This window comes from Idiomarina tyrosinivorans (genome assembly GCF_003987475.1).
GTDB classification, from domain to species: domain Bacteria; phylum Pseudomonadota; class Gammaproteobacteria; order Enterobacterales; family Alteromonadaceae; genus Idiomarina; species Idiomarina tyrosinivorans.
On record NZ_PIQH01000004.1, the window covers coordinates 233,622 to 253,071 of the forward strand.

Here is a 19,450-nt window from a genome sequence, read left to right on the forward strand (position 1 = left end):
CCATGGTTCATATTCGCAGTACCCATGTTGATGATCCTGAGCATCAAACGGGCTCATGGCTTAGTGCAATTTCTCAGCCGCAAAGCCGTGAGCGCTTACAGCAACTCGCTAGCCAGTTAGCACCCCTCGAACAACAGGCTCCAGGCTGCCTTCTGAAAGGCCAAGAAATGGTCGAAATTCTGGCCGAGCTGCAACTCGATGACGATTGCCTGCAAGCGGCCCTTTACACACCATTCTTTGATGCTGGGGTGATTACCCAGGCGGCATTTGAAGCGCTTTCTCCTGCATTGCAAACACTGTTGCACGCGGTGAAGCAAATGCAAAGTATCAGCGACCTACACCATTTTCAGCATGGTGCACCCGACGGTCAGCAAATCGATAACGTACGACGCATGCTGCTCTCCATGGTAGAGGATGTGAGGGCGGTATTAATTAAATTAGCCGAACGCATCTGTTATTTGCGCGAAGTAAAGCGTGCTGACGAAGAGACGCGGGTGTTGGCAGCAAAGGCCTGTTCGGAAATTTATGCGCCGTTAGCAAACCGTTTAGGAATCGGTCAATTAAAGTGGGAGCTAGAAGATCTGGCATTCCGCTATCTGCACCCGACCACGTATAAGCAAATCGCTCACTACCTTGACGAACGACGTGTTGACCGAGAGCAGTACATCGACCGATTTGTTAGCGACTTAAAGCAGGCATTGCAGGCGCAACATATTGACGCCGAAGTGTATGGTCGCCCGAAACATTTATATTCGATCTGGCGCAAGATGCAGAAAAAGCACCTGAGCTTTGAGCAATTATTTGATATTCGCGCGGTGCGTATTGTTACCCAGTCACTGAAAGACTGTTATGCGGCATTGGGTGTGGTACATACCCGTTGGCGCCATATTGCCTCAGAGTTTGATGACTATATTGCGACGCCGAAAGCGAACGGTTACCAATCTATTCATACCGTAGTGCGGGGCCCGGAGCAGAAGAACGTCGAGATTCAAATCCGTAGCCATGACATGCATGAAGATGCTGAACTTGGCGTTGCTGCGCATTGGGTTTACAAAGAGGGCAGCAGTGGTAAACGCCAAGGTTACGAAGAAAAAATTGCTTGGCTCCGTAAACTCTTGGCCTGGCAAGAAGACATGGCCACGAGTGACAGTTTGGTAGATGAAATCCGTTCACAAGTGTTTGAAGACCGAGTGTATGTCTTCACCCCACGCGACGAGGTTATCGACTTACCTGCGGGCGCGACACCGTTAGATTTTGCCTATTACATCCACAGTCAAATAGGGCATCGTTGTGTCGGCGCCAAAGTCGACGGCCGTATTGTGCCCTTTACCTATCAGTTGCAAAACGGTGATCGGGTTGAAATTTTGACCCAAAAAACGGCACAGCCGCGGCGCGATTGGCTAAATCCACAATTGGGTTATTTGCATTCCAGCCGAGCTCGGGCAAAAGTTCAAACCTACTTTAAGAAGCAAGACCGAGATAAGAATGTACAGGCCGGCAAAGAATTGCTGGAAGCGGAACTACATAAAATTAACGTGCCATTAAACGATGCCAACAAGATATTGGAACGGGTCAATTTGCACAATATTGAAGATTTGCTGGCGGCCATTGGTGCGGGTGACATCCGCTTACACCAAATCGTCAACTGGTTGCGGCCAGAAGCCGACAAAAAGCAGGCCGATATTGAGCGCGTGACTCAACGGCAAAAGCGGTCTGGTAAAGCAAAAGCCTCGACCAGCCGGGTGACTGTCGACGGTATTGGTAATCTAATGATGCAGTTTGCGCAGTGTTGCCAACCAATTGCGGGTGAACCGATTCGTGGCTTCATTACCCAAGGGCGCGGCGTATCGGTGCATCGGCGCGATTGTGAGCAATTGCAGAATTTATTAAAGCAACATCCCGAGCGTGGTATCGAGGTCTCTTGGTCAACGCAAACTGGTAGTCAGTACGAGGCGGGTATTTGGCTGAGTGCGCTAGATCGGAACGACTTACTTCACGATGTCACCAGTGTTCTCTCCAATGAAAAGGCCGCAGTTTTGCGTTTGGATAGTCACAGTGACCCTATTCGCCAAGCCGCGGAATTGTGGCTTACGGTTCAGGTGAAAGACGTCGAGGCCTTGCAGCGTGTGATCAACCGTTTGCGCCAACTGAATGGTATTCAACGGGTCGAGCGTCGGCAACATTAACCAACGAGGAGTTTGCGTGCAAAAAGCGCCAAAGAACAATAAAGGTATCGAACAGTTACGTGAGGTAATGCGTGCATTACGCGATCCGCAACACGGTTGCCCGTGGGATTTGCAACAAAGCTTTACGTCACTTATCCCCTATACCATTGAAGAAACTTACGAAGCCGTTGACGCAATCCAGAAAGGCGAGCCCGAAGCAATGAAGGACGAGTTGGGTGACCTGTTGTTTCAAGTGGTGTTTTATGCCCAATTAGCAGAGGAAAACGGCTGGTTTGATTTGCATGATATTGCTGCGGGTACCAGCAACAAATTGATTCGGCGCCACCCGCATGTGTTTGCTGAAGCCGCGGAGCAACAACAGCAGCAGCCACTTTCTAACCAGCAAATCAAACAACAATGGGAGGCGATTAAGCAGCAAGAACGCCAGCAAAAGTCGGAGCAAGCTTCGGTATTTGATGATATTCCCAGCCAACTACCGAGTGTGTTGATGGCCGCGAAACTGCAAAAACGCGCAGCGTCGGTAGGGTTTGACTGGCAGGATGCCGCGCCGGTGTATGACAAAATTTTTGAAGAAATCGAAGAAGTAAAAACGGCGCGAGATAGTGCGCATCAAGAAGAGGAAGTCGGCGACCTCCTGTTTGCGGTGATCAATCTCGCCCGCCACCTGCAAGTAAATCCGGAAGCGGCGTTACAGACCGCTAACCAAAAATTTCGTCGCCGATTTAGTGCCATAGAAAGGGTTTTGGCGGAGCAACAGCAAAGCCCCGCGGACTGTGATTTAGCGCAATTAGAGGAATATTGGCAGCAGGTGAAACAACGATAATCTCATTGTCGTATCGCGGGTTTTTGGGTATACTATTTTCCCGTCTTAAATCAATCCCATAAATCACCTGACGACTTAGGTTTCGCATGGCTACAAATTATATTTTCGTTACCGGCGGTGTTGTGTCTTCGCTGGGTAAAGGTATTGCCGCAGCATCGTTGGCAGCAATTCTAGAAGCGCGGGGGCTCAAGGTAACGATCTTAAAGCTCGATCCGTACATCAACGTGGATCCTGGGACAATGAGCCCGATTCAGCACGGCGAGGTATTTGTAACGGTTGATGGCGCTGAAACGGATCTTGACCTCGGTCACTATGAGCGCTTCATTCGTACTCGCATGACCAGCAAAAACAACTTTACCGCTGGACGTGTCTATGAGGATATCATTCGACGTGAGCGCAAAGGTGAGTTCCTCGGCGCGACCATTCAGGTCATCCCCCATATCACTAACGAGATAAAACGCCGGATTGTTGAAGGCGGTGAGGGTTTCGATGTTGCGATCATTGAGATCGGTGGCACCGTGGGAGACATTGAATCACAACCTTTCCTGGAGGCAATTCGCCAGCTCGGTACTGAAGTCGGTCGCGACCGTACCCTGTTTATGCACTTGACGCTGGTGCCATTCTTAGGTGCCGCTGGTGAGGTAAAAACTAAACCGACCCAGCACTCGGTGAAAGAGTTGCGTTCCATTGGTATTCAACCCGACGTATTAGTCTGCCGTTCGGATCAAGGCTTGCCAGCCAACGAGCGGGCTAAAATTGCGTTATTCACCAATGTCGAAGAGCGGGCGGTCATCGGCCTGCGCGATGTTGACAGCATTTACAAAATTCCAGCGATGTTGAAATCGCAAGGCTTGGATGAAATTGTCGTACACCGTTTCCGCCTCGACTGCCCAGAAGCCGATCTTGGCGAATGGGAGCAAGTGTTATACCAGGAGTCTAATCCAAACGGTGAAGTCACGGTTGGCTTTGTTGGCAAATATGTAGAGCTTCCCGATGCCTATAAATCGGTGAACGAAGCGTTAGCCCATGCGGGCTTGAAAAATCGCTTAACGGTAAATATCCGTTATATCGATGCGCAAGATTTAGAAACCAAAGGAACCGACAAACTGGCGGATGTTGATGCCATCTTGGTGCCGGGCGGTTTCGGTGGGCGTGGTATTGAAGGCAAAATGATTGCTGCGCGCTACGCCCGTGAAAACGATATTCCGTATCTAGGTATTTGTTTGGGTATGCAGATTGCGTTGATCGAATACGCCCGCAATGTCGCTGGCCTGAAAGGCGCCAACAGTACTGAATTCGACGATAAGGCAGAACACCCTGTCGTCGGTTTGATTACCGAGTGGATGGATGCCAGTGGCCAAAAAGAGCTGCGTGACGAACAATCCGACCTTGGCGGTACTATGCGTTTGGGTTCACAACAATGTCACCTGATTAAAGGCTCAAAAGCGTATGAGCTTTACGGTGCAGAAACCATTGAAGAACGCCATCGCCACCGCTACGAAGTGAATAACAATTATTTGGATAAGTTAGAAAAAGCCGGCCTTAAAATCACCGGTTTGTCACACGACAAACGTTTGGTGGAGATTATTGAGATTCCCAAACATCGTTGGTTTGTAGCAGCGCAATTCCATCCGGAATTCACTTCTACGCCGCGTGATGGACATCCGCTATTTTCTGGCTTTATCGCGGCTGCTGGGCAATTCCAAAAAGCGCGTCGCGGTTAATCAAGGTTTATCGAACTAGGACTGAAAAGATGACAAAAATTGCCAAGATTGTTGCTCGTGAAATTATGGACTCACGTGGTAACCCAACCATTGAAGCCGACGTATTGCTTGACTCTGGTGCTATGGGTCGTGCGGCGGCACCTAGTGGCGCTTCGACTGGTTCACGTGAAGCACTAGAACTGCGCGATGGCGACAAAGCGCGTTACTTGGGGAAGGGGGTATTAACGGCTGTTAGTAATGTCAACGACATTATTGCTCCGGCCCTAGTTGGCAAAGATGCCACCCAACAACAAGCGATTGACGACGTGATGTTGGCGTTAGATGGTAGCAAAAACAAAGATAAGCTCGGCGCAAACGCCATTTTAGCGGTTTCACTAGCAGTGGCCAAAGCGGCGGCAATTAGCCAAGGTAAAGCGCTATATCAGCATATTGCTGAGCTTAATGGCACGGCGGGTGAGTACAGCATGCCGCTACCGATGATGAATATTTTAAATGGCGGTGAACACGCTGACAACAACGTAGATATTCAAGAATTTATGATCCAGCCGGTTGGCGCAAAGAGCTTCCGTGAAGGTTTGCGGATGGGCGCGGAAGTTTTTCATGCGTTGAAAAAAGTGCTGCAGAAGCGTGGTTTAAGCACCGCAGTTGGTGATGAGGGAGGCTTTGCTCCGGATTTGGCTTCTAATGAAGAAGCACTGCAAGTGATCATTGAAGCGGTTGAAAACGCTGGATATCGGATGGGGAGTGACATCACTTTAGCGCTCGACTGCGCCGCGAGCGAGTTTTATCGTGATGGTAAGTACCATTTGAGCGGTGAAGGGAAATCCTTCAGCGCCGCAGAATTTGCTGACTATTTAGCCGAATTGTGTGATCGCTATCCGATTATCTCCATTGAAGATGGACTGGATGAAAGTGATTGGGATGGTTGGAAAGTTCTAACCGAAAAGCTCGGTGACAAAGTCCAGTTGGTCGGTGATGACCTGTTTGTTACTAATACCGAAATTTTGCAGCAGGGTATTGATAAGCATATCGCTAATTCAATTCTGATTAAGTTTAACCAAATTGGTTCGTTGTCAGAAACCTTGGCTGCTATCAAAATGGCGCGTGACGCAGGTTATACCGCTGTTATTTCCCACCGTTCAGGTGAAACGGAAGACGCCACCATCGCTGACCTTGCAGTGGGTACCGCAGCCGGGCAAATCAAAACAGGTTCACTGTGCCGTTCTGATCGCGTTGCTAAATACAACCAATTGCTTCGTATTGAACAAGAATTGGCCGAGCGCGCAGTCTATCGCGGTCGTGCCGAAGTGTTGGCAGCAAAATAAGCGTCAAGCTCACTGATGAGTGATCAAACGGACATTTTTCAACCGCTGGCCCAGCAGGGTCAGTACGCTGAATTATGTACCGCGTTGTATGAGCGTGAGTTGCAGCAGCTTGCGCAAATACCAGCCGTCTCTGCTACAGCGTTACAGAAGCGGCTGGCCAGTTTACCTTTCTATATTCAACGAGCTGCGCGCGGCTCGTTAGCGTCAAAGTCTCCGCTTGCCTTGGATGTGCAAAACGCCAGTTGGTCACAGCGCCAAGCGAAGCAGTGCCCAGCCAATGCAGAACGTGCAACCGCGCAAGCGTCAGCGCTAAACCAATGGCTGAAGCGCCACGCAGCACTGGGGTTAGTGCTACCAGTGTGGGTCTATTCTGCGACGGAACAGCGCATTTTATTGGACAGTGTTGATCGAGTTGATCGTGAGCAACAACGAGTGCGGCTGAACTACCAGGGGTGGTTCAGCTTCGACGGCATCGCGGAAGATCCGATAGATTCGGCCTGTCGGTTGATAAAACCGGATAAAAAAGTGATGACGGCAGCCGCTTGTGGCCATCGTTGGGGAGCACAGGGGCGGTTATCGCCAACGCCGTTGAGTTTGCGCGAGTTACTGCTGGTGGCAACCCTAGATTGGAAAGGTTTTGCACACGTTGTACGGATTCCCGAGTAGCCCATGACGGCAACGAAAGAAATTTAGCGGTGGCGCTTTTCAGCGGCGGCTAAAGTCGACATAATGAAGTGAATTCAGCGCTGAGGTCGATATGAAGCTCGTTACGGTCATCTTGTTAGGAATACTTGCGGCTCTGCAATACCGCTTATGGCTAGGTAAAAATAGCCTTCCTGACTATTGGCAGTTACAAAAGGAAGTGGCTCATCAACGCGAAAGTAACGAAAAGCTAGCTCGCCGCAACGCACTATTGTACGCCGACATAAAAAATCTGCACGCCGGTGAAGACGCGCTAGAAGAACGCGCCCGCAATGAGATTGGCCTGATCAAAAAAGGCGAAGTCTTTTTCCGTATAGTGCCGATGAAACCCCCAACGCCAGAGGACAGTTCCGGTGACTGAGGATACTCAGCAACGCATTATTGGCGTGATACCTGCAGCAGGTCAGGGCTCACGGTTTCAGCAACAGACTCCGAAACAATACCTTCAGATTCATGGTGCCTCAGTGTTAGAGCACAGCATTAACGCGCTGCGGTCACACCCTAACGTGGCCGCGGTTGTCATCGCGGTGCAGGCGCCTGAGCATCTTTTACAACAATTCCCGCAATTACAGCAGCCGGACATTCACTGTGTGAGTGGTGGCTCAACTCGCGCTGCCTCAGTGCTCGCTGGGGTAGAGGCGGCGTTACGCTTGGATGCCACGCACGTATTGGTGCACGATGCTGCTCGACCGTGCCTACCGCAAGCCGCTTTGCAACGCTTACTCAATGAGGGCCTAGCGGCAAAGGATGGCGCGATCCTGGCTTTGCCGGTAGCCGATACGATAAAACGTGGGAATAGCCAGAAGCAGATTACTGCCAGCGTAGCGCGCGAAAATCTCTGGCGCGCCCAAACCCCGCAACTATTTGGCGCTAGCACACTTGCACAGGCGCTACGCAAGGTTGGTACCGATAACCCCCTAATCACTGATGAGGCTTCCGCCATAGAAGCCTGCGGAGGTTCACCGTTGTTAGTGTTAGGCAGTGAACAGAATATCAAGCTCACGTACCCTGAGGATTTAGCGCTGGTGTCTTGGTATTTAACGCATCAGCAAGAAGGACAGCAACAATGACGTTACGCATAGGGCATGGCTTTGATGTGCACCGTTGGGAAGCAAAAACCAAACCGTTAAGAATCGCTGGCGTAGAGCTTGCGTCTGAGCGTTCATTGCAGGCGCATTCCGATGGTGATGTAGCCTTGCACGCGCTGGCCGACGCACTGTTAGGCGCACTGGCGCTGGGCGATATTGGTCAGCATTTTCCCGATACGGACGCGCAGTTTGCTGGCGCCGACAGCCGTCAGTTGCTGCAGCAGGTGTATCGCTTAATTAAGCAACAAGGTTTCCACTTGCTGAATGCCGATCTGACGATTATGGCACAGTCGCCTAAAATGGCACCGCATATACTGGCTATGCGAGAAGCTATTGCTGACTGCTTAGCGGTGAAGGTGTCGCAGGTTAGTGTGAAAGCAACCACGACCGAAAAGCTCGGTTTTGTGGGGCGTGAAGAGGGCATTGCGTGCGAGGCAGTGGTATTGCTACAGGAGCATTCATGAAAGTATGGCCTAGAGCGTCAAACGCGGCGTTAGTGCAAGCCACCTTTAAACAGCAACCGGAAGACTTTCAAGTGATCGAGCAACTCGATGTTGCCGATGAGGGGGCTGGTGAACACCAATGGCTATGGATTAGAAAACGTGGCGCAAACACCCGTTATGTTGCGGAACAATTGGCAAAATTTGCCGGCGTCTCCGCTCGCCAAGTGAGCTTTTCTGGAATGAAAGACCGCCAGGCGCTGACGTGGCAATGGTTTTCTATTCAGCTACCGGGGCAACCGTTACTGGACTGGCAAGGTTTGCAGCACTCGGAGTTTGCGGTAGAACAAGCGATACAACGTAGCAAAAAGCTGCCCACGGGATTACACAAAGCCAATACCTTCGTTATTCGGTTGCGCGACGTGGCAGCGCCCGAAGCGTTTGTTGAACGGGCAACCGCAGTGGCGCAGCAAGGTGTGCCAAACTACTTTGGCGAGCAACGTTTCGGCCATGGTGGTAATAACTTTCAACGCGCCAGTGACTGGTTGTTGAACGGACAAAAGCGGATAAAAAAGGCACAACGAAGTTTGTGGCTATCGACCATACGCAGTTACTTATTTAACGATGTGGTTGCGGCGCGTTTAGGCTTGGGGACAAACACCTTGTTAGCGGGTGACTGTGTACGTTTGGCGGGTTCCCGTTCACAATTTAGTGTTGAGCAGTGGGGAGCCGAAGAACAAGCACGCCTGGCGGCGGGAGATATTGCCTTAACCGCACCGTTACCAGGAAGTGGTAGCTGGGGCAGTGATGCGGAGGCGTTAGCTTTTGAGCAGCAGGCCTTAGAACCCCATAAAGCGTTGCTTGAAGGTCTCGCTGATGCCGGTGTCAGGGCCGATCGACGCGTGTTATGGTTACGTCCTGAAGCATTTACTGCAACCGCTGAAGGTAGCGATGTCGTGCTAACGTTTAGGTTACCCAGCGGCGCCTTTGCAACAACCTTTTTAGATGAATTGATAACTACAGAGAACAACCAGCATGATGAACATACTACTGAGTAACGATGACGGTGTGCACGCTCCAGGCATTCATGCGCTGTATCGAGCGCTGAGCGAAATTGCCAAGGTCACGGTAATCGCCCCAGATCGTAACTGCAGTGGCGCCAGTAACTCATTAACGCTACATAACCCATTACGTGTACACCGTTTAGAAAATGGCTTCTATTCGCTGAACGGAACACCAACCGATTGCGTACACTTAGGCACAAATTCGCGCTTAGCCGGGGAAATCGATTTGGTCGTCTCTGGAATTAATGATGGTCCGAACATGGGCGATGATGTGTTGTATTCCGGTACTGTCGCTGCAGCAATGGAAGGGCGCTTCATGGGCTTGCCGTCTATTGCGGTATCGATGGGAGATCGTGGCCATGACTACTATCATACTGCCGCGAAAGTGGTCGCTGAGTTAGTACAGGCGATGGAACAGCAACCATTAAAATTGGATACCATCCTTAACGTCAACGTCCCTTACGGTGATTACGAGCAAATTAAGGGTACGCGAGTCACCCGGCTAGGCCAACGCCATCGCGCTGGAGCCATGGTGCACGACAAAGACCCATTCGGGCGCGATATCTATTGGTACGGTCCGCTGGGTCCGCATGCGGATGATGAGCCGGGAACGGATTTTGCGGCGATTCGCGACGGCTACGTATCGATTACGCCGCTAAGCTTAGATATGACGGCAAATCGCCATCAACAGACGTTGGCGGAGTGGTTATCGGCGTGATGACGACAATGCAAGGCTTCCAAGGTGTCGCCAGTAAACTGGTTAAAGCGCTACAAGCGCAGGGAATTAGTAATGAGCGAGTGCTAGCGGTCATGGAAACGACGCCTCGCCATCGTTTTATGCCCGAGTCACTGGCTCATAAAGCCTACGATAATACCGCACTCCCCATTGGCAATGGGCAGACGATTTCGCAACCACTTATGGTTGCGACGATGACGCAGCTACTGATGCAGCATCAATGCCATAAGGTGTTGGAAATCGGCACGGGCTCAGGCTACCAAACCGCCATTCTCGCGCAATTGGTTGAAAAAGTGTTCAGTGTTGAGCGTATTGGTGCCCTCCAGTACCAAGCTAAACGGCGTTTGAAGCAACTCGACTTGCACAATGTTGCCACTCGTCACGGCGACGGCTGGGAAGGTTGGTCGAGTAAAGCGCCGTTTGATGGAATCATTGTCACAGCAGCGCCTAATAATGTGCCCGAGGCATTACTGCAACAGCTCGGTGATGGTGGGGTGATGATTTTACCTGTCGGTGAGGCGCAGCAAACGCTTTATGTGATTCGCCGCTTTGGCGACCAATTTGAGCAGCAAAAGATTGGTGATGTTCGCTTTGTGCCGTTGGTTAAAGGGGCCTTATTGTGAAAATATTTTCGGCGTTGTACCAACGCGTACTAAAGTGGTCTTCACACCCGAAAGCCAGTTATTTTCTCGCCGCGTTAAGTTGTACTGAAGCGGTATTTTTCCCTATTCCGCCAGACGTCATGTTGGCACCGATGGCATTGGCACGCCCGCAAAAGGCTTGGCACTATGCATTGATTGCTACGTTGGCTTCAGCGTTTGGTGGCGTGGCGGGGTATCTATTGGGCTTCTGGGCATTTGATACTGTTGTCCAACCGATGGTTGAAACTTTCGGTTACCAACAGGGTTTTGTACAAGTGCAACAATGGTTTGAAACGTGGGGCGTGGCAATCGTCTTTATTGCCGGTTTTTCGCCAATCCCTTACAAATTGTTTACTGTGACGGCCGGTATGATGAGTGTGGCGTTCATTCCGTTTCTGTTGGCATCGGTGATCAGTCGAGGGTTGCGTTTTTATCTTGTGGCAGGCTTAATGAAGCTTGGTGGCGCGAAAATGGAAGCGAAGTTACAACAATGGATAGACACATTGGGTTGGGCACTGGTGGCGTTGGTCGTTATCGGCTATGGCGTTTATCAGTTCCTAAAATAACGATTCGACTCAGTGTTGCTGTAGTTTTCAGTACGGTGCTCGTGGCCAGCGGCTGTAGTAGCCGTACTGCACCTGCACCGGTGACCAAACTTTATACCGGAAAGACGTTCGAAGATTTCGAGTCCAACTCCTTGCACACCGATTCTTATACTGTTGAAAAGGGTGAGACACTGTATTCTATCGCCTTCAGAGCAAATACTGATGTTCGTGAGTTGGCGCAGCTCAACAATCTGTCCGAACCTTACACCATTTTCCCTGGACAATCTCTGACCTTACCAGACAGCGATTCTCGTCGTCGCACTGGAGACCGCAGTTCTTCGTTGGCTAGTTCGTCAAGTAATAAAAACGCCAACTCTCAATCTCAAAATGCTCTAAGTAAGCCCGTTGCCAAGCCTAGTCATAAAGAGTATGTTGCCAATAAGGGTAATCAAAAATCTATTAAAAAACAGCCGCATAAAAGCGCTGTTTCGTTGCCTGAAAGCGCCCAAGAACCGCAGATTAGGAATGCGGACATCGAGTGGCAGTGGCCAACAGAGAACGCCATTCTTGAAGGTTTCTCATTGGCAGAACGAGGCAATAAAGGCATTAACTTCGCGGGTCAGCGAGGGGATGCCGTTAAAGCGGCGGCAGCCGGAAAAGTGGTTTATGTTGGAAGCGCACTGCGCGGGTTTGGTCGTTTAATCATTTTGAAACATAACGATGATTATATTACCGCTTATGCCCACAATGAGGAGCTGTTAGTCAAAGAGCAGCAGTGGGTAGATGTTGGGCAAACGATCGCCACAATGGGAGATTCAGATGCCCAACGCGTGCAGTTACATTTTGAATTGCGCTTTCGTGGCAAGTCGGTGAATCCAAAACGCTACTTGCCTTAAGCTCGATAGTTTTCGAGTGGGAATAATAATAATAGATAAGGAGGTCGACGTGTTACGTTACACGAGTTTCTGGACGAGGAGATATCGTTATGAGCCGGAAAAAGGAAGAAGTTGTCGATGAAGCAGTTGAAGACCAAGCGCTAACGGAAGAGGCGCAAGACTCTGTTGACGACGATACAGAACTGGAAGACGCATTAGCAGCACCGAATCAGTATCAGCGGCGGATGGATGCCACGCAGCTGTATTTAGGTGAAATAGGCTTTTCCCCCTTACTAACCGCTGAAGAAGAGGTTTTCTACTCTCGACTTGCATTGCGCGGTGATGAAGCGGCGCGTAAACGTATGATCGAGAGCAATTTGCGCTTAGTCGTAAAAATTGCACGACGCTACTCTAATCGTGGCTTAGCCTTGCTCGACTTGGTCGAAGAGGGAAACTTGGGGCTAATCCGCGCCGTCGAAAAATTCGACCCAGAACGGGGTTTCCGCTTTTCTACCTATGCCACTTGGTGGATTCGTCAGACCATCGAACGGGCAATCATGAATCAAACTCGCACTATCCGTTTACCTATTCATGTTGTCAAAGAGCTGAATGTTTATTTGCGCGCAGCACGTGAATTGGCGCACAAGTTAGATCATGAGCCCACGGCAGAAGATATCGCCCAGAGCTTGAACCGTCCTACCAAAGACGTTAACAAGATGTTGCGCTTGAACGAGCGAGTCTCGTCGGTGGATACGCCAATTGGTGGCGATAACGATAAAGCGTTATTGGACATTATTGCCGATGAAAATGACCAAGGTCCGGAAGGTGTGCTGCAAGACGATGATCTGAAGCTGCGCATTACCGAATGGTTAGATGCGTTGAATCCGAAACAACGTGAAGTCTTGGCTCGGCGCTTTGGCCTACTGGGCTATGAACCGTCGACTTTGGAAGATGTCGGCCAAGAAATAGGCCTAACGCGCGAGCGAGTGCGGCAAATCCAAGTTGAGGCCTTGCGCAAACTACGAGAGTTTCTGCGTCAGCAGGGGCTGTCATTAGACGCGCTATTCTCGCCGCAGTAATACGCACAAATTGGTGCCACTGGTGGCGCTCACGAATAACGCGAGCGCCACGAATAGAGCAGATCCAATGCCTGTTTCGGGGTCAAACTATCGGTATCTAAGCGTTGTAGCTCGCCGGCTAATTGTTCAGCCATTGACGGCGTCGCAGGCTCGGGGGTATGCGTGCCATCTCGCGTTGTGTCGCCTGTTACAGTTTCTGAAGCTAACTGCGTTGGTTGCTGATGTTGCTGCTCTAAGGCGCTAAGCTGTTGTTGTGCTAACGCGATTACGTCTTTGGGAACTCCCGCCAATTTTGCGACTTGAATACCAAAACTCTTACTTGCGGCACCCTCTTTAACTTGGTGCAAAAAGGCGATAGTGTCGCCGTGTTCATGGGCATCGACGTGAATATTATGGGTATTTGAATACTGCTCTGCGAGTTCGGTTAATTCAAAATAATGTGTTGCAAACATGGTCGCACAACCCACCTTGCTAGCCAATTGTACCGCGCATGCCCATGCTAGCGATAAACCGTCATAGGTCGAAGTACCACGACCAATCTCATCCATTAATACCAGGCTAGAAGCCGTAGCATTGTGCAGAATGTTGGCGGTTTCAGTCATTTCTACCATAAAGGTCGAACGCCCCGAGCTGAGGTCATCAGCGGCACCAATGCGAGTGAAAATACGGTCAAATTCACCAATCACTGCGGCTGATGCCGGAACGTAGCATCCCATGTGTGCGAGGATCACGATAAGCGCCGCTTGGCGCATGTAAGTCGATTTACCGCCCATATTGGGGCCGGTGATCATCAGCATGCGGCGTTGTTTATTGAGTACCGTATCGTTGGCAATAAACGGACTGTCGCTGACCCGTTCAACCACTGGATGACGCGCCCCAGTTAGGTGTAATTCACCAGCAGTGGTGCTGAGTTCTGGGCGGTGGTATTGACGTTGCTCCGCCAACTTAGCGAATGCACTTAACGTGTCTAGTTCGGCCAGCGTTTGCGCGATATCTTGAAGTCGAGCCAGAAATGGCTGGCAAAAATCAAACAGCTGCTCATACAGCAGTTTTTCTCGAGCCAGAGCCTTTGCTTGGCTGCCCAGTACCTCTTCTTCATGTTGTTTTAACGCCGGTACGATATAACGTTCGGTATTTTTCAGCGTTTGCCGACGTTGGTAATCACTGGGAATTTGCCCAGCAGCGTTACGACTGGTTTCGATGTAATAACCATGAACTTTATTATATCCGACTTTCAGTGTGGCGATACCGGTGCGTTCGCGTTCCTGCTGTTCTAACTGGCGTAAAAAGTCCTCGGCCCCAGAGGCTAAATTACGGTATTCATCCAGTTGCGAGTCGTAACCTTCGGCAATCACGCCGCCGTCGCGGATTAATACTGGCGGTTGTTCAATGATAGCCCGTTGCAGGTGTTCGGCCAGCTCTGGCAGAGGTTGCAAGCGTTGTTGCCAGAGCTGCAATGCAGGATGGGAGAGCTGTTGTTGTAGTTCAGGAAGTTGCATTAGACTGTCGCGCAGCCGTGCGAAATCGCGGGGGCGGGCGCTGCGCAGTCCTAACCGACCAACAATACGTTCAATGTCGCCCATCTGGCGTAGCTGTTGTTGCAACGTTTCATAGCTCTGTGCGTGGGTTAATCCGGCAACGGCGTCGTAACGCTGATTCAATACCTGGCGGTCACGGATAGGCCGCTGTAGCCAACGCTTAAATTGGCGACTGCCCATTGCGCTAACGGTTTCATCTACGACATCAGCTAAACAGCTAGACCCGCGACTGAGCGGTTCTACTAGCTCTAAATTGCGCTGTGTCGCGGCATCTAAAATAATCGCATCACTGCTGTGTTCCTGGGTGATTTGCTGAATATGCGGTAACGCAGTGCGCTGAGTTTCTTGTAAGTACTGCAGTAATGCACCGGCAGCCCCCAGTGCCGTGTGCAAGTGACTGACGCCAAACCCGGCTAAGTGTTGGGTATTAAACTGTTGATTTAATAAGGTTTCAGCCGTCTGACTGTCGAAATCCCAACTGGGTCTCCGTCGGCTACGCGTTTGTGCAAGCGGCAGCGTGCTAATATCCAAACCCTCGGGATAGAGCAATTCTGCGGGTGTTAGACGTTGTAACTCAGCCGCAACTTGCTCTTCAGTTTGCACTTCAGTAACGACAAAACGGCCACTACTTAACTCGATGCTGGCAAGGCCATAACATTGGTTGTGGTAACTCAGTGCGGTCAACAAATTCTGTTGGCGATCGCTGAGTAACGATTCATCGGTGAGTGTGCCTGGCGTTAAGATCCGCACCACTTTGCGCTCAACAGGACCTTTACTGGTCGCTGGGTCACCAATTTGTTCGCAGATGGCGACAGATTCACCGCGTTGCACTAGCCGCGCCAAATAGCTCTCTACCGCATGGTAGGGAACGCCAGCCATAGGGATGGGCTGCCCATTACTTTGCCCGCGCTGGGTAAGTGAGATGTCGAGCAGTTCGGCAGCGCGTTTGGCATCGTCAAAAAACAGCTCGTAAAAATCCCCCATTCGATAGAACAATAAAATGTTAGGATGCTCTGACTTTATGCGCAGATATTGCTGCATCATTGGCGTATGTGATGTAGTTTTTTGTTTCGCCTTCGCGGTTTCATCCATAATTTGCGTTCTACTTATTTTGGAGTGTTTTTAGCATGACCGATAACGCCTATCATAACCAACAGCAGCGACAATGTGCAGTCCTAGCTGAACAGTTAGGGCAACTATTGCACAGCCGTCAACAAACGGTGGCAACGGCAGAATCTTGTACCGCCGGCGGCATCGCTTATTGGTTAACCGCCATTGCGGGCAGTTCAGCGTGGTTTCATGGCGCGATGGTGACTTATACTAATCAGCTCAAACAGCAATGGTTGGGGGTTACGCCAGCCACCTTGGCGCAAGAGGGTGCGGTAAGCCGGGACTGTGTGGCACAAATGGCCGCAGGTATTCGACAACAAACAGCGAGCGACTGGAGTATCGCTGTTAGCGGCGTTGCAGGTCCTGCCGGCGGTACTATAGATAAACCCGTAGGTTTAGTGTGGTTTGCACTGGCTGGGCCAGGCATCGAGCGACAGTGGAAGCAACAATTTACTGGTGATCGCCAAACAGTGCGCGAAAAAACCATTATTGACGCTCTTGATAACTTAATAAATGAAATTAAATCAGCACCTTAACTAATATCTTTAAAAAAAGTCGTGGAACAGCTTGATACTGTACCAATGTACAGTATACTGTTCAAAAACACAGTATTCATCACTGGAGCAGAATATGAGTAATGATCGTCAAAAAGCACTAGATGCCGCAGTCGGCCAGATTGAACGCCAATTCGGTAAAGGTTCAATCATGCGATTGGGTGATAACCAAGCCATGGATATCGCTTCAGTATCAACCGGTTCGTTGAGCCTAGATATCGCGCTAGGGATTGGCGGTTTACCATTTGGTCGTGTGGTCGAGATTTACGGGCCAGAATCAAGCGGTAAAACCACGCTCACATTGCAAGTGATTGCCGAAGCGCAACGAGCGGGAAAAACCTGTGCTTTCGTCGATGCAGAACACGCGTTAGATCCTGTTTACGCCGAGCGTCTTGGGGTCAATGTTGACGATCTATTGGTTTCTCAGCCAGACACGGGTGAGCAAGCATTAGAAATTTGTGACATGTTGGTGCGCTCTGGTGCTGTAGACGTCGTTATTGTTGACTCGGTTGCAGCACTGACACCGAAGGCAGAAATCGAAGGTGAGATGGGTGATAGCCATGTAGGTTTGCAGGCTCGATTAATGTCTCAAGCGTTGCGTAAATTAACCGCGAACATTAAAAAGTCAAACAGCCTGTGTATCTTCATCAACCAAATCCGAATGAAGATTGGGGTGATGTTTGGTAACCCAGAAACCACAACGGGTGGTAACGCGCTAAAATTCTATTCATCAGTACGTTTGGATATTCGTCGTACCGGTGCGTTAAAAGAAGGCGACGAGGTTGTAGGCAACGAAACGCGGGTGAAAGTGGTGAAGAACAAAGTGGCACCACCTTTCAAGCAAGCGGAATTCCAGATCCTATACGGTGCCGGTATTTCAAAAGAAGGCGAATTGATCGATTTAGGTGTGAAGCACAAATTGATTGATAAAGCTGGTGCTTGGTACAGCTATAAAGGCGATAAAATCGGCCAGGGTAAAGCGAATGCAATGAAGTATTTGCAAGAGAATACCAACATCGCTAACGAAGTAGAGACGACCTTACGCGAAATGTTGTTGGCGAAGCCTGAAAAAGTGAAGAAAGGGGAAAAAGCTGCAGTAGAGGCGGGATCTGACGAAGACTTGTCGCTATCGTAAGCGAACGGCTAAAAAATACCGAACTGTAGAAAATGTGACCCATGTTCATTTAAGCAAATGAATATGGGTCATTTTTATTGGGCGACTACAATGGCAGTGTGTTGTTGACGTTGAATAGTTCGCGATACAACCTAGCTGCATAGGCATCGGTCATTCCTGATAGATAGTCTGAAATAACCCTGTATCCACTTTTACCTTCCGCAATGGCTTGCTGATAACGATGCTGAGTATTATAGGGGAGCAGCCGTTCGGGCTCTACTGATAGGGCATCGAATAACTCCATAACGATTTGTTGTCCCTTGAATTCTTGCTGTTGCATCTCTGGTTTGCGAATGACCCAGCGGAAAATGAACTGTTTTAAGGTTTTCAGCAATTGTTTTTCAGCGCTGCCCAAAGTGGCTTGGTATTTCACCAACGGCTGTTTGGTATCGATGCCCGATTCGGTGATGGTCACTGACGTCAGCAATAAGTTAACCAGTCCCCCAATCGCTTGTTTACGACTGTAGTGCTCTTTTGCAAACAAACGTTGAGTAAGCGATTCTGGCTGCAGATTGGCGATGTCCCCAGCGAGATCGTTCAGTATCGGTAGGACCTGCTGTTGCCAAAGGGCTTGGTCAATAAGTCCCACTACAATGGCATCTTCTAAGTCGTGTACGCCGTAGGCAATATCATCGGCGATTTCCATGATTCCGGCATCAATGCTGCGAAACCTGCTCGAGCCGTGTTGGCTATCGCTAGGCGGTTGCTGCAGCGACTGAAATTGTTCGGCTGTAGCGCGATCAAATTCGCTAAACACCCATTCCACTAAATGCCAGTCGTCGTCGTAAAGTGCTTTTGGCGGCAGCCATTGACGCGAAGGTAAGTGGCGAAAATGTTCAACAGCAGTAGGTAATTGATGTTGCTTCACTTGCGAATAGCGTACCGGGTATTTCATTAAGCCCAACAATGTACGTCGGGTTAGGTTCATACCATGGTGCTCTGTGTAGGGCTCGAGCTGGGTAACAATACGAAATGTTTGGCCGTTACCTTCAAAGCCGCCATGTTCTCGCATCATGTAATTTAATGCGATTTCGCCCCCGTGCCCAAACGGTGGATGACCAATATCATGTGCGAGACATAATGACTCAACTAAAGACTCGGAGAGCAACTCAGTGAGTTCAGGGTGTTGATTCTGTTGCCGCAAAAAGCTTACTAAACCACTGCCAATTTGGCTGGCTTCTAATGAGTGGGTTAAGCGCGTGCGCGGAAAGTCGTGCATGCCCACATACATCACTTGCGTTTTCGCTTGTAGGCGGCGAAACGCAGCGGAATGCAAGATCCGAGCTTTATCACGTTGAAAGGGGGTGCGTTGGTCGTTAGGACGGTCCGGCGATTGATGATCGATACGGTCTTGCCAAGCCATGAAAAGCCTCTGCTGCTATTGCTTTTTTTCCATAATCTAGCATAACTAAAGCAAAGCCTTTAACGAAACTGGAGTATTTTATGGAAAGCCTAAATGTTTGGGCTGTGCTTGTGGCTGCTATTGCCATGCATATGTTGGGAGCCATTTGGTATTCGCCCATAATGTTTGCAAAAGCTTGGATGCAAGCTTGTGCGTTAACCGAACAGCAGCTTGCTCAAGCCAATATGGCGAAGTTAATGCTGGGCACGTTGTTGTTGTGTGTATTAATGGCGTTCAACTTAGCGATGTTCATTGGTGGCACAGATGTCAACTGGCAATTAGGTGCACTATATGGTTTATTAGCAGGGTTTGGTTGGGTAACCTTGGCGCTACTACTGTTAGCACTTTATGAGCAGAGAAGTTGGCGTTATGTAGCGATTAACGGTGGTTATTTGAGCCTTGGCTTTACTCTGATGGGCGCGATTATTGGCGCTTGGCAGTAAA

At 50.0% G+C, this 19,450-nt stretch carries 19 protein-coding genes; 17 read left to right on the plus strand and 2 right to left on the minus strand.

Going from position 1 to position 19,450, the window contains the following annotated elements; all coding sequences use genetic code 11:
• Positions 1-2: 2 nt before the first annotated feature.
• From relA to rpoS, 14 genes are all read left to right on the plus strand, one after another.
• Entirely contained in the window at positions 3-2,186 is a 2,184-nt protein-coding gene (gene relA / locus CWI84_RS05940; protein WP_126841661.1) for a GTP diphosphokinase, read from the plus strand.
• 16 nt (positions 2,187-2,202) lie between these two features.
• Complete coding sequence (mazG, locus tag CWI84_RS05945; protein WP_275540936.1) at positions 2,203-3,009, plus strand: nucleoside triphosphate pyrophosphohydrolase; 807 nt, start codon at positions 2,203-2,205, stop codon at positions 3,007-3,009.
• 86 nt (positions 3,010-3,095) lie between these two features.
• Positions 3,096-4,733, plus strand: coding sequence for a CTP synthase (locus CWI84_RS05950; protein ID WP_126841663.1), 1,638 nt, complete (start codon positions 3,096-3,098; stop codon positions 4,731-4,733).
• A 29-nt stretch (positions 4,734-4,762) separates the two neighbouring features.
• On the plus strand, positions 4,763-6,058 hold the full coding sequence (gene eno / locus CWI84_RS05955; protein ID WP_126841664.1) for a phosphopyruvate hydratase: 1,296 nt from the start codon (positions 4,763-4,765) through the stop codon (positions 6,056-6,058).
• Positions 6,059-6,073: 15 nt separating this feature from the next.
• Positions 6,074-6,724: a hypothetical protein gene (locus CWI84_RS05960; RefSeq protein ID WP_126841665.1), complete on the plus strand. Its 651-nt coding sequence runs from the start codon at positions 6,074-6,076 to the stop codon at positions 6,722-6,724.
• 91 nt (positions 6,725-6,815) lie between these two features.
• Complete coding sequence (gene ftsB / locus CWI84_RS05965) at positions 6,816-7,121, plus strand: cell division protein FtsB (protein ID WP_126841666.1); 306 nt, start codon at positions 6,816-6,818, stop codon at positions 7,119-7,121.
• Positions 7,114-7,830 (plus strand): 2-C-methyl-D-erythritol 4-phosphate cytidylyltransferase, encoded by a 717-nt coding sequence (gene ispD, locus CWI84_RS05970; protein WP_126841667.1) that lies wholly within the window; start codon positions 7,114-7,116, stop codon positions 7,828-7,830. Before ftsB ends, ispD begins: the two co-directional genes overlap by 8 nt.
• The gene (ispF, locus tag CWI84_RS05975; protein ID WP_126841668.1) at positions 7,827-8,312 is read left to right on the plus strand and encodes a 2-C-methyl-D-erythritol 2,4-cyclodiphosphate synthase; all 486 of its coding nucleotides are present in this window, start codon (positions 7,827-7,829) and stop codon (positions 8,310-8,312) included. The genes ispD and ispF overlap by 4 nt, the downstream gene beginning before the upstream one ends.
• On the plus strand, positions 8,309-9,346 hold the full coding sequence (gene truD, locus CWI84_RS05980; protein ID WP_126841669.1) for a tRNA pseudouridine(13) synthase TruD: 1,038 nt from the start codon (positions 8,309-8,311) through the stop codon (positions 9,344-9,346). Before ispF ends, truD begins: the two co-directional genes overlap by 4 nt.
• On the plus strand, positions 9,324-10,070 hold the full coding sequence (gene surE, locus CWI84_RS05985) for a 5'/3'-nucleotidase SurE (RefSeq protein ID WP_126841670.1): 747 nt from the start codon (positions 9,324-9,326) through the stop codon (positions 10,068-10,070). The genes truD and surE overlap by 23 nt, the downstream gene beginning before the upstream one ends.
• Positions 10,070-10,711 (plus strand): protein-L-isoaspartate(D-aspartate) O-methyltransferase, encoded by a 642-nt coding sequence (locus CWI84_RS05990; RefSeq protein ID WP_241968743.1) that lies wholly within the window; start codon positions 10,070-10,072, stop codon positions 10,709-10,711. The genes surE and CWI84_RS05990 overlap by 1 nt, the downstream gene beginning before the upstream one ends.
• The gene (locus tag CWI84_RS05995) at positions 10,708-11,295 is read left to right on the plus strand and encodes a YqaA family protein (protein ID WP_126841671.1); all 588 of its coding nucleotides are present in this window, start codon (positions 10,708-10,710) and stop codon (positions 11,293-11,295) included. The genes CWI84_RS05990 and CWI84_RS05995 overlap by 4 nt, the downstream gene beginning before the upstream one ends.
• 80 nt (positions 11,296-11,375) lie before the next feature.
• Complete coding sequence (locus tag CWI84_RS06000) at positions 11,376-12,170, plus strand: peptidoglycan DD-metalloendopeptidase family protein (RefSeq protein WP_241968738.1); 795 nt, start codon at positions 11,376-11,378, stop codon at positions 12,168-12,170.
• Positions 12,171-12,259: 89 nt separating this feature from the next.
• The gene (rpoS, locus tag CWI84_RS06005) at positions 12,260-13,228 is read left to right on the plus strand and encodes an RNA polymerase sigma factor RpoS (protein WP_126841673.1); all 969 of its coding nucleotides are present in this window, start codon (positions 12,260-12,262) and stop codon (positions 13,226-13,228) included.
• A gap of 29 nt (positions 13,229-13,257) precedes the next feature.
• Here the strand turns inward: rpoS and mutS are convergent, their stop codons facing one another.
• Entirely contained in the window at positions 13,258-15,858 is a 2,601-nt protein-coding gene (mutS, locus tag CWI84_RS06010) for a DNA mismatch repair protein MutS (protein WP_126841674.1), read from the minus strand.
• Between the two features lie 35 nt (positions 15,859-15,893).
• Here mutS and CWI84_RS06015 point away from each other — a divergent pair, with 35 nt between their 5' ends.
• A complete protein-coding gene (locus CWI84_RS06015) occupies positions 15,894-16,412 on the plus strand; it encodes a CinA family protein (protein WP_126841675.1) in 519 nt (172 codons plus the stop codon).
• A 94-nt stretch (positions 16,413-16,506) separates the two neighbouring features.
• Complete coding sequence (gene recA / locus CWI84_RS06020) at positions 16,507-17,565, plus strand: recombinase RecA (RefSeq protein ID WP_126841676.1); 1,059 nt, start codon at positions 16,507-16,509, stop codon at positions 17,563-17,565.
• Between the two features lie 85 nt (positions 17,566-17,650).
• On the opposite strand, the gene CWI84_RS06025 is transcribed toward recA, so the two are convergent.
• The gene (locus CWI84_RS06025) at positions 17,651-18,967 is read right to left on the minus strand and encodes an anti-phage deoxyguanosine triphosphatase (protein ID WP_126841677.1); all 1,317 of its coding nucleotides are present in this window, start codon (positions 18,965-18,967) and stop codon (positions 17,651-17,653) included.
• A gap of 80 nt (positions 18,968-19,047) precedes the next feature.
• Between CWI84_RS06025 and CWI84_RS06030 the strand changes: the two genes are divergently transcribed.
• Entirely contained in the window at positions 19,048-19,449 is a 402-nt protein-coding gene (locus CWI84_RS06030) for a DUF1761 domain-containing protein (protein ID WP_126841678.1), read from the plus strand.
• The last annotated feature ends 1 nt before the right edge of the window (position 19,450 follow it).